Here is a 12,750-nt window from a genome sequence, read left to right as displayed (position 1 = left end):
AAAGGGAACAAAGGAATGGGGTGATGGCCGTACCGCGCGAGGCGCGCCTGGCGGCATTGAAGGGCCGGATCGCTGCTCTGGAAGCAGGCACTCGGACTCCGAGTCCGGTCCTGGCTCTGGGCGATCCCCGCATCGACAGCTGCTTTCCGGCGGGCGGACTGCCGTCGGGCTGCTGGCACGAGGTGATGGGCGCGGGGCTGGAGGACGAGACCTCGGCGGCCCCTGCCGCCTTCGCCGCCCTGTTGACCCGGCCGTTGCTGAAGAGCGGGGCGGTGGTCTGGGTGATGCGGCGCACGGATCTTTTCACCCCGGGCCTGGCGGGGCTTGGCCTTCCCACCGACCGGCTGATCCAGGTCCGGGCCCGCGACGATGCCGAGGTGCTGTCGGTGCTGGAGGACGCCCTCTCGACCCTCGGGGTGGCCGCCGCGGTCGGCGAGGCGGCGGCACCGGAGTTGAAGATCGGTCGCCGCCTGCAACTGGCCAGCGAGAAGCGCGGCAGTTTCGGCGTCCTGCTGCACCGGCGGCCCTATGGCGGTCCCGCAGGGCGGGCGCGGACGGTGTCTGGGTCGTCCTCCTTCAGTCGCTGGCGCATCGGCAGCGCGCCCAGCCAGCCGCCGCCGGATACGCCGAGCCTGGGCCCGCCGCGCTGGCGTGTCGAGCTGGAACGCTGCCGGGGCGGTCGTCCCGGAGCCTGGATCCTGGAGTCTTCGGAGGCCGAGCATGGCCCGCATCCTTTCCGTCTGGTGTCCCAACTGGCCGATCACGACCTGGCGACGGCGGAATCCTGGCGCAGGGCCGGTTGAGGGTATCGCCACAGCGCGCCCCTTTGCCCTGCTGATCTCGGACTCCGGCACCCGCCGCCTCGCCGCCATCGACGAAACGGCTGAGGCCCTGGGCCTGCGCCCTGGCCAGAAGGCTGCCGACGCCATGGCCCTGGCCCCCGACCTTGTCACCGCCGACCACGATCCCGAGGCCGACCGCGCGGCCCTGGAGGCCCTGAGCGACTGGTGCGTGCGGTTCTCGCCAGCCGTGGCCCTCGACGGTACGGACGGCCTGTTCCTCGACATCACCGGGACCGACCACCTGTGGGGCGGCGAGGCGGCGATGATGGCCGACCTGCTGGCACGACTGGCCCGCTGGGGCGTGCCGGCCCGGGCGGCGATCGCCGACACGCCCGGCGCGGCCTGGGCCCTGGCGCGATTTGGGCCCCGCTTCGGCGAGGCCGGCGAGATCGCGCCGCCGGCCGGTCAGCGCGACCGGCTGGCCGATCTGCCGGTGGCGGCCCTGCGCCTCGACGCGACCGCCACCGCCCAGCTGCCGCGTCTGGGCCTGTTCCGGATCGAGCAGATCCTGGGCCTGCCCCGGGCCCAGCTGGCCAAGCGGTTCGGCCTGAACCTGACCCTGCGCCTGGACCAGGCCCTGGGGGCGGCGGGCGAGGCCCTGGTCTATCGCCGGCCGGCCAGTCCCTGGTTCGACCGCCTGGCCTTTGCCGAGCCGATCAGCGCGCCCGACGATCTGGCCCGGGTGGTCGGCGACGTCACGGCCCTGATTTGCAAGCGTCTGGAGGCCGAAGGCCAGGGCGCGCGGCGGTTCGAGGTGGTTTTTCACCGGCTGGACGGCAAGGGCATGGCGGTGCGGGCGGGGCTGGCGCGGCCGGGTCGCGACGCCGCGCGCCTGACCCGGCTGATGATCCCCAAGCTGGACGTGATTGATCCCGGCTTCGGCATCGAGGTGGTCACGGTCTTTGCCGCCGACGTCGAGCCCCTGAGCGCCGTTCAGGCCCGGCTCGATGCCGAGGCCGGAGCCGGGCTGGACGAGACCCTCGCCCCCCTGGTCGACCGGCTGATCAACCGGCTGGGCGAGGATCGCGTCTGGCGGGCGGATCCGTACGAAAGCCATGTGCCCGAACGCTCGGTGATCCGCCGCGCGCCGCTGGCCGCGCCTTCCGGCCAGACCTGGGACCCCGAGCGCCCCCGGCCGGTGCGGCTGTTCAAGCGGCCTGAGCCGATCACGGCAATGGCCAAGTTACCCGACGATCCGCCGGTCCAGTTCCAGTGGCGGGGCCGCTCGCACCGCGTGCGCCGCGCCGAGGGCCCCGAACGCATCGGCCAGGAATGGTGGCGCGGCGATTTCGACGACACCGGACCGGGCAGGATCCGCGACTATTACCGGGTCGAGGACGAAGCCGGCGGCCGGTTCTGGATCTTTCGCCAGGGCCTGTTCGGGACGGGCGACGAGCCGAAGTGGTGGTTGCATGGCCTGTTTGGGTAGCCAGAGCACTTGCCCCCACCGGACCGCTTGCGCGGTCGTCCGCCCCCGGAGGGGGCGGATGATTTCATCTTCCCCCTCCGGGGGAGGAGGGCCGTCAGGCCCGGAGGGGGCTAGGGCGACCCCATGACCCCCGCCTATGCCGAGCTGCAGGTCACCAGCAATTTCTCGTTCCTGCGCGGGGCCTCGCACGCCCGCGAACTGATGCCGACGGCCCAGGGCCTGGGTCTGGCGGCCGTCGGTATCGTCGACCGCAATACCCTGTCGGGCGTGGTCCGGGCCTGGACGGCCGCCAAGGCGCTGCAGGTCCGGGCCCTGACCGGCTGCCGGCTCGACTTCGCCGACGGCACGCCCAGCCTGCTCTGCTATCCGTCCGATCGCGAGGCCTTCGCCCGCCTGACCCGCCTGCTCACCGTCGGCCAGCGCCGGGCCGGCAAGGGCGAGTGCGAGCTGCACTGGGAGGACTTCCTGCAGCATGCCGAGGGGCAGCTGGCCCTGATCGTGCCCCCGGCCAGGCTGGATGAGTCCTTCACGCGCGACCTGACCCGCATGGCCGGTGAGCTGCGCGGTCGGGTCTGGCTGGCCGCCAGCCGGGCCTATGCCGCCCGCGACCTGCAGCGCCTGGCGCGGCTGGAGACGCTGGCCCGCGAGTCCGGAGCACCGATGGTCGCCACCAATGATGTGCTCTATCACGGCCCCGAACGGCGGCCCCTGCAGGACGTCATGACCTGTGTGCGCGAGCACTGCACGATCCAGGAGGCGGGTTTCCGGTTGCAGGCCAATGCCGAGCGCCACCTGAAGGCGCCGCAGGAGATGGTCCGCCTGTTCGAACGCTGGCCGCGCGCCGTCGAACGCACCCTGGAGATCGTCGAGCGCATCGGCTTCGACCTGGGCCAGCTGAAGGAGGAATATCCCGACGAGCCGGTGCCGCCGGGCAAGACCGCCCTGCAGCACCTGACCGACCTGACCTGGGCCGGCGCGGCCTGGCGCTATCCCAAGGGTGTCCCCCCCAAGGTCGCTGACCAGCTGGCCGAAGAGCTGCGTCTGATCGGCAAGATGAACTATCCCAACTATTTCCTGACCGTGCACGACATCGTGCAGGAGGCCCGCAAGATGGGCATCCTGTGTCAGGGGCGGGGTTCGGCGGCCAATTCCTCGGTCTGTTTCTGCCTGGGCGTGACCGCGATCGACCCGACCGAACACCGCCTGCTGTTCACCCGCTTCATCTCCGAAAATCGGGGCGAGCCGCCCGATATCGACGTCGACTTCGAGCACGAGCGGCGCGAGGAGGTGATGCAGTATGTCTATCGCCGCTATGGCCGCGACTATGCCGCCATCTGCGGCACGGTGATCCATTACCGGCCGCGCAGCGCTATTCGCGATGTCGGCAAGGCCCTGGGCCTGACCGAGGACGTCACCAGCCTGCTGGCCGGCACGGTCTGGGGCAGTTGGGGCTCCGGCCTGCCGGAGGCGCATATCCGCAAGGCGGGTCTGGACCCCGAGGCACCGGAGATCGCCCGCGCGGTCAGCCTGGCCTCCGAACTGCTCGGCTTTCCCCGCCACCTGTCGCAGCATGTCGGCGGCTTTGTTCTGACCAAGCGACGCCTGGACGAGACCGTGCCGATCGGCAATGCCGCCATGAAGGACAGAACCTTCATCGAGTGGGACAAGGATGACATCGACAGTCTCGGCCTGATGAAGGTCGATATTCTGGCCCTGGGCATGCTGACCGCCATCCAGCGCGGCCTGGGCATGCTGCGGGCCGAGCATGGCCTCGACATCCACGATCTGGCCGACATCCCGGTCGAGGTTAAGGGCGTCTACGACATGCTGACCAAGGCCGACTCGGTCGGGGTGTTCCAGGTCGAGAGCCGCGCCCAGATGTCGATGCTGCCCCGGCTGAAGCCCGCCGAGTTCTATGATCTGGTGATCGAGGTGGCGATCGTCCGGCCCGGCCCGATCCAGGGCGACATGGTCCATCCCTATCTGCGGCGGCGAAACGGCCAGGACCCGGTGGAATGGCCTGCCCCGTCGCCCGAGCACGGCCCCGCCGACGAGCTGAGGGGAATCCTCGGCAAGACCTTCGGCGTGCCGCTGTTCCAGGAACAGGCGATGAGTCTCGCCATCGAGGCGGCGAAGTTCACGCCCGACGAGGCCGACGGCCTGCGCAAGGCCATGGCCACCTTCAAGAACCTCGGCACGCCGGCCGAATACCGCGCCAAGTTTGTCGAGGGCATGGTGGGGCGCGGCTATCAGCGCGACTTCGCCGAGCGCTGCTTCAAGCAGATCGAGGGTTTCGGCCACTATGGCTTCCCCGAGAGCCACGCGGCCAGTTTCGCCAAGCTGGTCTATGTCTCGGCCTGGCTGAAATGGGCCTGGCCCGACGTGTTCTGCGCGGTGCTGATCAATTCCCAGCCCATGGGCTTCTATCAGCCGGCCCAGCTGGTGCGCGACGCCCGCGAGCACGGGGTCGAGGTGCGACCGCCCGACGTGCTGAGCAGTGACTGGGACTGTACCCTGGAGGCCATCAGACTTGTCATCCCGGACGAACCCCGGCCTGGAGCCGGGGGAAGATCCGGAACCGATCCTGGGCGCCGCGCTTCCGGCGGTCCCGGATCTTCGCGCTCCGCCCTCGTCCGGGATGACAGGGTTTCTGCAAACAAACTCTTCAATCCCGATACCCGCCCGCTGTGGAAGGCCGTCCGTCTGGGCCTGCGCCAGATCAAGGGCCTGCGGGAGGCCGAGGTCCAGCGCCTGATCATGGCCCGGGATGAGGGCGCGCAGGCGCCGGCGGACTTCGCCCAGGCCGGTGTCCCGCAACGGGCGCTGGAACTCCTGGCCGAGGCCGATGCCTTTGCTGGGGCAGGCCTGAGCCGGCGCGAGGCCCTCTGGGCGGTCAAGGGACTGGAGGGTGAAAACAGGGCTCCGGTCCAGACGCCGCTGCTGGCGGGCCTGCCGCTGTTCGAGGCGGCGGTGAACCTGCCGGTCATGGCCCTGCCCCAGGCGGTGGCCGAGGACTATCGCACCACCAGCCTGTCGCTGAAGGCCCACCCCTGCGCCTTCTACCGGTCGAGGCTGGACGCGATGGGCGTGATTCCCGCCGACCGTCTGCCTCAGGTCCGGGATGGCCGGCGGGTTTCGGTCGCGGGGATCGTGCTGATCCGGCAAAGGCCCGGCACTGCCAAGGGCGTGGTGTTCATCACCCTGGAGGACGAGACCGGCGTCGCCAATGCCGTGGTCTGGAAGGACCGCTTCGAGGCCGACCGCGCGACGGTGATGACCGCCTCCCTGCTGGTCGTCCATGGCAAGGTACAGTCGGCCGAAGGCGTGATCCACGTGGTCGCCGAGCGCTTCACCGACCTGTCGGCCGAGCTGGGCCGCCTGAAGGAAGACCCCGCCACACCGGCACCGCGTGTGCGGTCCAGGACGTCAGGACGGCTGCAGCGCAGTCGGGACTTTCACTAGGCAGGTCCTTCTCAAGGCGGGTCTTCAAACGACCGACTCTGCCTCGCCTCAAAGCGGAGACGGCGTTTATGTGTTCACGCCCTCATGCGAGCGCTCCATGGCGCGCTTGTAGGCGTCGCGGCCGGTGGTCCTGGCGAGGTAGGCCTGTTCGGCGTCGCCGAGGCTGAGGCCGCAGGTCCGCTGGCCCAGGTTCAGGGCGTAGGTCACCGAGATGTCGGCGGCGGTGAAAGCCTCACCGGCAAGATAGGGTGAGCGGGCAAGCCTTTGGCTGACCAGCTTCAGCCGCTTCTGGAACGATTCCAGGCACCAGGACGCGCCCCAGTTCGCCCGCTCGGACTCGGGCGCGATGAAGCGGCTGACGATGACGGGCATCATGAGGGTTGCGAGGCCGGCTTCACCCAGGTGCAGAAACTGCTGGTAGGCGGGGAAGGTCGGATCGTGGGGCGAGGGTGCCAGCGGCGTCGGCCCGTAGCGGGCCATCAGGTATTCCATGATCGCGATCGACTCGACCATGACAACATCGCCGTCCTGGATCGCCGGGATGTAGTCGGCGGGATTCACAGCCAGGAACTCGCGATCCCGCTCGGCGGCCAGCATGTCCACCTGCCGTACGCGGTAAGGAAGGCCCATTTCCTCCAGCACCCAGACGACCCGGACCGATCGCGAGGTCTGTCCGCCCCAAACGGTGATCATGCGCCGGCCCCTAACGGATGTGACTGGGAAGCAACTTTAGAGGACCCTGACGCTCCAAGCCCAGGTAAAGCCCACGCCTCAGCGCGCTCAGCTTCCTGAGCCAGGCCGAGCATGGGTATGTCCGACAGCGGCGCGCTGGCCGTCACGGGTCGCACGGCTCAAGCCCGGGTGCGTGCCTTGGGTTGGGTGACCGGCTCGTTGCAGCGAATGCTTTCCACCAGGGCGAACAACTGGGTGCGAACGCTAAACTCGTCGCCGGCCATGGCGGAGGCTTCCAGCGTCGCCAGCACTTCGGCATCGATCATCGGGGGCGGCGTCATGGGCGCGGCCTCGATGACGCCCGGTGCCTTGGGCTTGGCGGCCTCATTGACGTCGACCAGTACCTCGGTCAGCTTTTCACCGGGGCGAAGGCCGGTAATGCGGATCTCGATGTCGCGGTCGGGCACCAGGCCCTGCAGTTCGATCATGCGGCGCGCCAGATCGATGATCTTGACCGGCTCACCCATCTCCAGGGTCAGGACACCGGCAGGCGGTTCAAGCGAGATGGTCGAGAGGGCGACGGCCCGGAGGACCAGTTGCACCGCCTCGGGGATGGTCATGAAGAAGCGCTCGACCTGGGCATCGGTCAGGGTAATGGGCCCGCCGCGCGCAATCTGGTGCTGGAACAGCGGCACCACAGAGCCTGCCGAGCCCAGCACATTGCCGAACCGGACGATGCTGACCCGCGTCTCATGGCTGGAGCCATACTGACGGGCCAGGGTCTCGGCGATGCGCTTGGTCGCGCCCATCACGCTGGTCGGGGCCACGGCCTTGTCGGTCGAGATCAGGGCCATGTGCGCGGCACCAAAGGCCTTGGCGGCCATGGCGACGTTGCGGGTGCCCAGGACATTGGTCCGCGCGCCTTCGCAGGGATGGTTCTCGACCATGGTGACGTGCTTGAGCGCCGCAGCATGGAACACGATCTCGGGACGTTCAGCGGCGAAAACGCGGTCCAGCCTGGCGGAGTCCCGGACGTCGCAGAGAATTTCGCGGCGTGCCAGGGTCGGCCAGGCCTCGCCCAGTTCGCGATCGATGTGGAAGAGATTGGCCTCGGAAACATCCAGCATGATCAGCTGGGCGCAGCCGCTGGCGGCGATCTGGCGACACAGTTCCGAACCGATGCTGCCGCCAGCCCCGGTGACGAGGACGCGGCGTCCCGAAACCAGAGCCCGGACCGGCTCCGGATCCAGACAAACGGGCGGGCGGCTGAGCAATTCCTCAAGGCTGATTTCGCGCAGGGCGGTGGCGGTATGGCCCATCTCGACCACGCCATGCCGGCGCAGCAGGCGCATGCCCTCGCTCTTGAGACGGCCCAGACGCTCGGCCCCGAAGGCGTTCATCGGGCTGTCGGCCAGGAAAAGGATTGCCGCCGGGGCCAGGCCGCCCTCGCGGAGCTGGGCCAGCACATCGTCAAAGGCCGCGATCGACCCCAGAACGCAGACGCCGCGCAGTTCGTCGCCGGTTTCCTTGTCCATGGGCGAAACCACGCCCACCGGCGTATAGCGCTCGCCAAGGCCCGTGGGCGCGCGCAGGAATTCTTCGGCCTCGGCCGCAGCCCCAACGATCAGCAGACGGGGCTGGGCGGGGTGGGCCGCAGCTGGCCGCAGGCCCAGAACGGCCTCGAACAAGACGCGTTCATGCAGGCCGCGCCGCACGACCCGCAGACTGGCCAGCAGAAACACCTGGATCACAAAGGCCCCGATCAGGGCGCGAAGACCCTCGAACCGGTGCGTGGTCAGCCATAGCAGGGCGGCGAAGACCAGGCAGCTGATAAAGGCGGAGCGCGCGAGACGCAGGATGTCGCTGGCCGCCACGAAGCGCCACGGAACGCGCTCGACGCGAAGCACCAGTTCGACCAGCAGGGCCGAAACCGCAAACAGGCCGGCCTGTGGCAGCACGTGCATGTCGATGTTGGTGACGCCGGCCAGAACGCGGCCAGCCAGAAAGGCCAGGAAGGCTAGCAGCGTATGCGCTGCGATCTTTCCGGCACGGCCCATAGACGAAACCTCTACATCAAACGCCCGGCCGAGACCCGGAGTCGTCCGGGCTTAGCACGCCTACTCGCCGCCGTCCTCCCCATCGCCTCAGGCAAATGTCAGGCCCGCGCAAGGGGAAGGACGTCGACGAGATCTCCCGCCGATGCGGCGGCGGCATGCACAGGTCGTCGGATGAGAGCATCAGCCCTGGCGAACACGCTGACCAGCGAGGAATCCTGATCGGGGAATACGGTCACGATTGCTCGCCCGCGAGGGTCGATAGCGAGGTTCGCCCGCATCCAGTGCTCACGCGGGCCATTGGCCGGCAGGGCCTGATCGAGATGGGCACCGATCAGGGTGGTGGCCGGATCACGTCCGGTCAGGGCTGAGATCAATGGCCGCAGGAAAAGCTCCGCACAAACCAGCGCCGAGGCCGGATTGCCGGGAAGCCCCAGGACCCGACGTCCGTCGGCAAGGGTTCCAAACCAGGTCGGCTTGCCGGGGCGAACAGCGACAGATTCCACCGCCAGAGACAGCCCCAACTGCGACAGGGCGGGCTTGACCAGATCGTGATCGCCGACCGAGGCCCCGCCGATGGTGACGATGAGGTCGGCCTCAATATCCATCACCGCGGCGGCGATGGCTTGGGCACTGTCAGCTGTGGGCATCAGCCTCTGCGCCGATCCGCCCCAGGTTTCGACCAATGCGGCCAGGGCGATGGAGCCGGACTCGAAGATCTGGTCGGGGCCCGGATCGCCGCCAGGCTGAACCAGTTCGTCACCGGTGGCCAGAATGGCGATTTGGGGTCGCCGGACGACTTCCAGCTTGGCGCGCCCGGCCGCCGCCGCCAGGGACAGCCGCCAGGGATCGAGCCGGCTGCCCGAGTCCAACAGGCCGTCGCCGGCGCGGAAATCACCGCCGACGGGGCGAATATGAGCCTTGGCGTCGTCTTCGCTGTCGAAACGCACGGTGTCGCCGTCGCGGTGGGCCTCTTCCTGGATGATGACCAGATCGGCACCTGCCGGAACCGGCGCACCGGTAAAGATCCGGACCGCGTCGCCCGCAGCGACGATGCCGCCATAAGCCTTGCCGGCCGCGCTTTCACCGGCCACCCGAAAATGAGCCCCCGGCGTCAGGTCGGCGCGGCGGATGGCCCACCCATCCATGGCCGAGGCGGCAAAGGGCGGCTGATCGCGATCAGCCGTGACCGGGGCGGCCAGGACCCGTCCGAGGGCCCCCTCCAGGGCGACCGTTTCTGCGCCCAGCCGGGATATCCCTGCCAGGATGCGGGATCGGGCCTCCTCGACCGCCAGGTTTTTGAGTGGCACCTGCGCCATGCCCTAGCCGACGAAGGCCCGCTCGATCACAAAATCACCCGGCTCGGCATTGGAGCCTTCCTTCAGGCCATGGGCTTCGAGGAGGGCGGCGGTATCCTTGATCATGGCCATTGAGCCACACAGCATGGCGCGATCATGCTCGGGATCGAAGCGGTCGGTATCGAGACCCAGGTCACGGAACAACCGGCCACTCTCGATCAGATCGGTGAAGCGGCCCTGACGCTCGAACGGCTCGCGGGTCACGGTGGGGTAATAGACCAGCTGCGCGCGGGCCTCATCGCCCACCAGCGGATCGTCGAAGATCTCCGAGGTGAAGAGGTCTCTATAGGCCAGTTCCTTCACCTCGCGCACGCCGTGGGCGACAATGACCTTCTCGAAGCGGCTATAGGCGTCGGGGTCGCGCGCCACCGACAGCCAGGGCGCCAGGCCTGTGCCAGTGCCGAACAGGAACAAGCGCTTGCCCGGGCGCACGGCGTCCAGAACCAGAGTGCCCGTGGGCTTCTTGCCCAGCAGGATCTGGTCGCCGGGCTGGATCTGCTGCAAGCGCGAGGTCAGGGGACCATCGGGAACCTTGATCGAAAAGAACTCCAGTTCTTCGGCGAAGCTGGGCGAGGCGATCGAATAGGCGCGCAGGATGGGCTTCTTCTCGCCCAGCTCTTCGCGGGGAGGCAGGCCGATCATCACAAACTCGCCGGACCGGAACCGGAAGCTGGCCGGGCGTGTGATCGCGAAGCTGAACAGGCGATCTGTCCAGTGCTTGACCCACAAGACCGTCTCGACGAACTGGGCGGATTCCTTGGTCGGGGCAGCGGGGGCTGGGGCGGCCGTCATCGTCAATGTTTCGGTCCTGGGCGCTTGCGCGCGAAGAGGTCAAACGAGAGCGCCGCCACGGCCCTGAGGCGACGCAGGTTTCATTTCAGGACCGGGGCGGAGAAGTCAACTCGGCAGCGGGCTCGATCCTACGGGAAAATCTTTCGCAAAATCGTCAAAATGCGCGGCGACGCTTTTTCTAAATGCGTCAAAAATGTGATTGCCGACCCAACAAACGGGGCGCAGACTTCCATCTGCTTCGTTCGCGGAGCCAACGATACGGAGGAACGTATGCGGGTAAGGTTCGTGAGGGCCGCCGCGGCGGCCAGTCTGTTAGCGTTTGGTTTGGCCGGTTGTGGTGATGGCGGCGCGAAGACGAAAGTCGCGCTGGCTCAACAAGTTGTATTGGAAGCAAAATCGGTGACGGCGACGGGCTGCGTGCGCCCGGTCGAAACCACCTCGTGCCTTGTGGTTCGCGGTCGTGCAGGCGGATACTATGACATCAGCTCCGCCAGCCCGGCACCGGATCCGAGCAAGGGGGTCGCGGTGTCATTGCAAGGTAAGGACCTGGGCAAAAACACCGAATGCGGTCGTCAACTGACCGACGTGAAGTGGTCCTATCTGGGCATTCAGTGCGCAGCGCCTTCCACCTCGGCGTCGATCGAACGGCACGAGAAAAAGGCGGAATAGACCTGTGCGGGCGGCGCGCAAGCGACCGCCCGACGGTTTGGTTCTGGCCTGAAGTCCTGGATCCAGGCCCCGCTTTGGGGGTGCTGACCCAGAGAACCCCTCTGCGCAGTCCTGTTGCGGGGGGGGGCGACTGAAGGTGCCCTAGCCGGTGCGTCTATGGGCGTCGCTTTCGCCGGTGCTTGGCGGTTCTGGCATCGAGCGCGCGGGAGGCACAGGGTCTTGCTGCCGATCCACCGACGCTGCTGGCGACGCTCTGTCCTGCGGACTTCCTGGCCCAGAACGCCGCAGAGACCGTCCAGGCCGCTTGCCCGGCGGAGATGACCCTGCTAAATGGCGCGGCTCTGGCGATTGGACCAGCGTGACGAAGGCCCTTGAAGGTCTCCGCCTCGCCGCCATTTGTTCAGAGACCGCGATCCGAAAGGGTCAGGGTCTGCAGGAGTGTAGCTCAGCTGGTAGAGCGTCGGTCTCCAAAACCGAAAGTCGTGGGTTCGAGTCCCCCCACTCCTGCCATTTTATGTCTTCGATAGGTCCGGGTCCCCGGTCTGTCGCTTTGGAAAGTCGTGAGCCTCAAGAGCATGGCCAGGAAACCGGGTTCCAGCCCGTCCGCGATCAAGAGCCGCGCCGCCCGTACGGCGGCAGCGCTCGCGCCCGCCGGTGGGGCTCCCGCCGCAGCGGCAACGCCCAAGAAGAAGGGCACGAATCCCGTGCAATTCTTCCGCGAAGTGCGTGCTGAGGCCCGCAAGATCACCTGGACCACCCGCAAGGAGACCTGGATCACCTCGGTGATGGTTTTCATGATGGTGGTGCTGGCGGCTCTGTTTTTCTCGGCGGTCGATGGACTGCTGGGCCTGGGAGCCAAGGCGCTCCTGTCGTTCGCCGCGGGATAAGAAAAGTCGATGAGCACCGAAACCGCGTCCAACCCGAACCACAAGTGGTACATCGTCCACGCCTACTCGAACTTTGAGAAGAAGGTGGCCGAGAGCATCCGCGAGCAGGCCCGCAGCCAAGGGCTTGAGGACAGCTTCTCTGAAATCCTGGTTCCGACCGAGGACGTCGTCGAGATCCGTCGCGGCCGCAAGGTCAATGCCGAGCGCAAGTTCTTCCCCGGCTATGTGCTGGTGAAGATGAACCTCTCGGACGAAGCCTATCACCTGATCAAGAACACCCCGAAGGTCACCGGCTTCCTGGGCAGCGCGTCCAAGCCGCAGCCTGTCTCGGAAAAGGAAGTTCAGCGCATCGTCGGCGCGATCGAAGAGGGCGTCGAGCGTCCGAAGACGGTCGTACTGTTCGAGATCGGCGAGAACGTGCGCGTCACCGACGGTCCGTTCGCCAGCTTCAACGGTTCGGTCGAGCAGGTCGACGAAGAGCGCTCGCGCCTTCGCGTCACCGTCTCGATCTTCGGCCGCGCCACGCCGGTCGAGCTGGAATACAATCAGGTTGAAAAGATCAGCTGATTTCGATCCCGGTGTCGA

Annotated in this window: 10 protein-coding genes and 1 tRNA gene; 7 read left to right on the top strand and 4 right to left on the bottom strand. The window is 67.6% G+C overall.

What is annotated here, in order from left to right:
* The first annotated feature begins 23 nt into the window (after nucleotides 1-23).
* From AQ619_RS14925 to AQ619_RS14915, 3 genes are all read left to right on the top strand, one after another.
* On the top strand, nucleotides 24-803 hold the full coding sequence (locus tag AQ619_RS14925) for an ImuA family protein (protein ID WP_062149341.1): 780 nt from the start codon (nucleotides 24-26) through the stop codon (nucleotides 801-803).
* Complete coding sequence (locus AQ619_RS14920) at nucleotides 721-2,271, top strand: Y-family DNA polymerase (protein WP_084746072.1); 1,551 nt, start codon at nucleotides 721-723, stop codon at nucleotides 2,269-2,271. The genes AQ619_RS14925 and AQ619_RS14920 overlap by 83 nt, the downstream gene beginning before the upstream one ends.
* A 123-nt stretch (nucleotides 2,272-2,394) precedes the next feature.
* Nucleotides 2,395-5,733 (top strand): error-prone DNA polymerase, encoded by a 3,339-nt coding sequence (locus AQ619_RS14915; RefSeq protein WP_062149338.1) that lies wholly within the window; start codon nucleotides 2,395-2,397, stop codon nucleotides 5,731-5,733.
* A 66-nt stretch (nucleotides 5,734-5,799) separates the two neighbouring features.
* Here AQ619_RS14915 and AQ619_RS14910 read toward each other — a convergent pair whose 3' ends face one another.
* From AQ619_RS14910 to AQ619_RS14895, 4 genes are all read right to left on the bottom strand, one after another.
* Nucleotides 5,800-6,426 carry a glutathione S-transferase family protein gene (locus tag AQ619_RS14910; protein ID WP_062149335.1) on the bottom strand — a complete coding sequence of 209 codons (627 nt, stop codon included), beginning with the start codon at nucleotides 6,424-6,426 and terminating at the stop codon, nucleotides 5,800-5,802.
* A 158-nt stretch (nucleotides 6,427-6,584) separates the two neighbouring features.
* Complete coding sequence (locus AQ619_RS14905) at nucleotides 6,585-8,462, bottom strand: nucleoside-diphosphate sugar epimerase/dehydratase (RefSeq protein WP_062149332.1); 1,878 nt, start codon at nucleotides 8,460-8,462, stop codon at nucleotides 6,585-6,587.
* Between the two features lie 98 nt (nucleotides 8,463-8,560).
* A complete protein-coding gene (locus AQ619_RS14900) occupies nucleotides 8,561-9,778 on the bottom strand; it encodes a molybdopterin molybdotransferase MoeA (protein ID WP_062149329.1) in 1,218 nt (405 codons plus the stop codon).
* A gap of 3 nt (nucleotides 9,779-9,781) precedes the next feature.
* The gene (locus tag AQ619_RS14895; protein ID WP_062149326.1) at nucleotides 9,782-10,609 is read right to left on the bottom strand and encodes a ferredoxin--NADP reductase; all 828 of its coding nucleotides are present in this window, start codon (nucleotides 10,607-10,609) and stop codon (nucleotides 9,782-9,784) included.
* Nucleotides 10,610-10,768: 159 nt separating this feature from the next.
* Here AQ619_RS14895 and AQ619_RS14890 point away from each other — a divergent pair, with 159 nt between their 5' ends.
* The 4 genes from AQ619_RS14890 to nusG all read left to right on the top strand — a co-directional run bounded on the left by AQ619_RS14890 (nucleotide 10,769) and on the right by nusG (nucleotide 12,732).
* Nucleotides 10,769-11,278 carry a hypothetical protein gene (locus AQ619_RS14890; RefSeq protein ID WP_378109256.1) on the top strand — a complete coding sequence of 170 codons (510 nt, stop codon included), beginning with the start codon at nucleotides 10,769-10,771 and terminating at the stop codon, nucleotides 11,276-11,278.
* 434 nt (nucleotides 11,279-11,712) lie between these two features.
* Nucleotides 11,713-11,788: transfer RNA gene (locus AQ619_RS14885), tRNA-Trp, on the top strand.
* 65 nt (nucleotides 11,789-11,853) lie between these two features.
* Nucleotides 11,854-12,165, top strand: coding sequence for a preprotein translocase subunit SecE (gene secE, locus AQ619_RS14880; RefSeq protein ID WP_062149323.1), 312 nt, complete (start codon nucleotides 11,854-11,856; stop codon nucleotides 12,163-12,165).
* A 9-nt stretch (nucleotides 12,166-12,174) separates the two neighbouring features.
* On the top strand, nucleotides 12,175-12,732 hold the full coding sequence (gene nusG, locus AQ619_RS14875; protein WP_062149320.1) for a transcription termination/antitermination protein NusG: 558 nt from the start codon (nucleotides 12,175-12,177) through the stop codon (nucleotides 12,730-12,732).
* Nucleotides 12,733-12,750 lie beyond the last annotated feature (18 nt).

The organism is Caulobacter henricii (genome assembly GCF_001414055.1).
Taxonomy (GTDB): domain Bacteria; phylum Pseudomonadota; class Alphaproteobacteria; order Caulobacterales; family Caulobacteraceae; genus Caulobacter; species Caulobacter henricii.
This window is presented reverse-complemented; position numbering and strand designations above follow the sequence as displayed.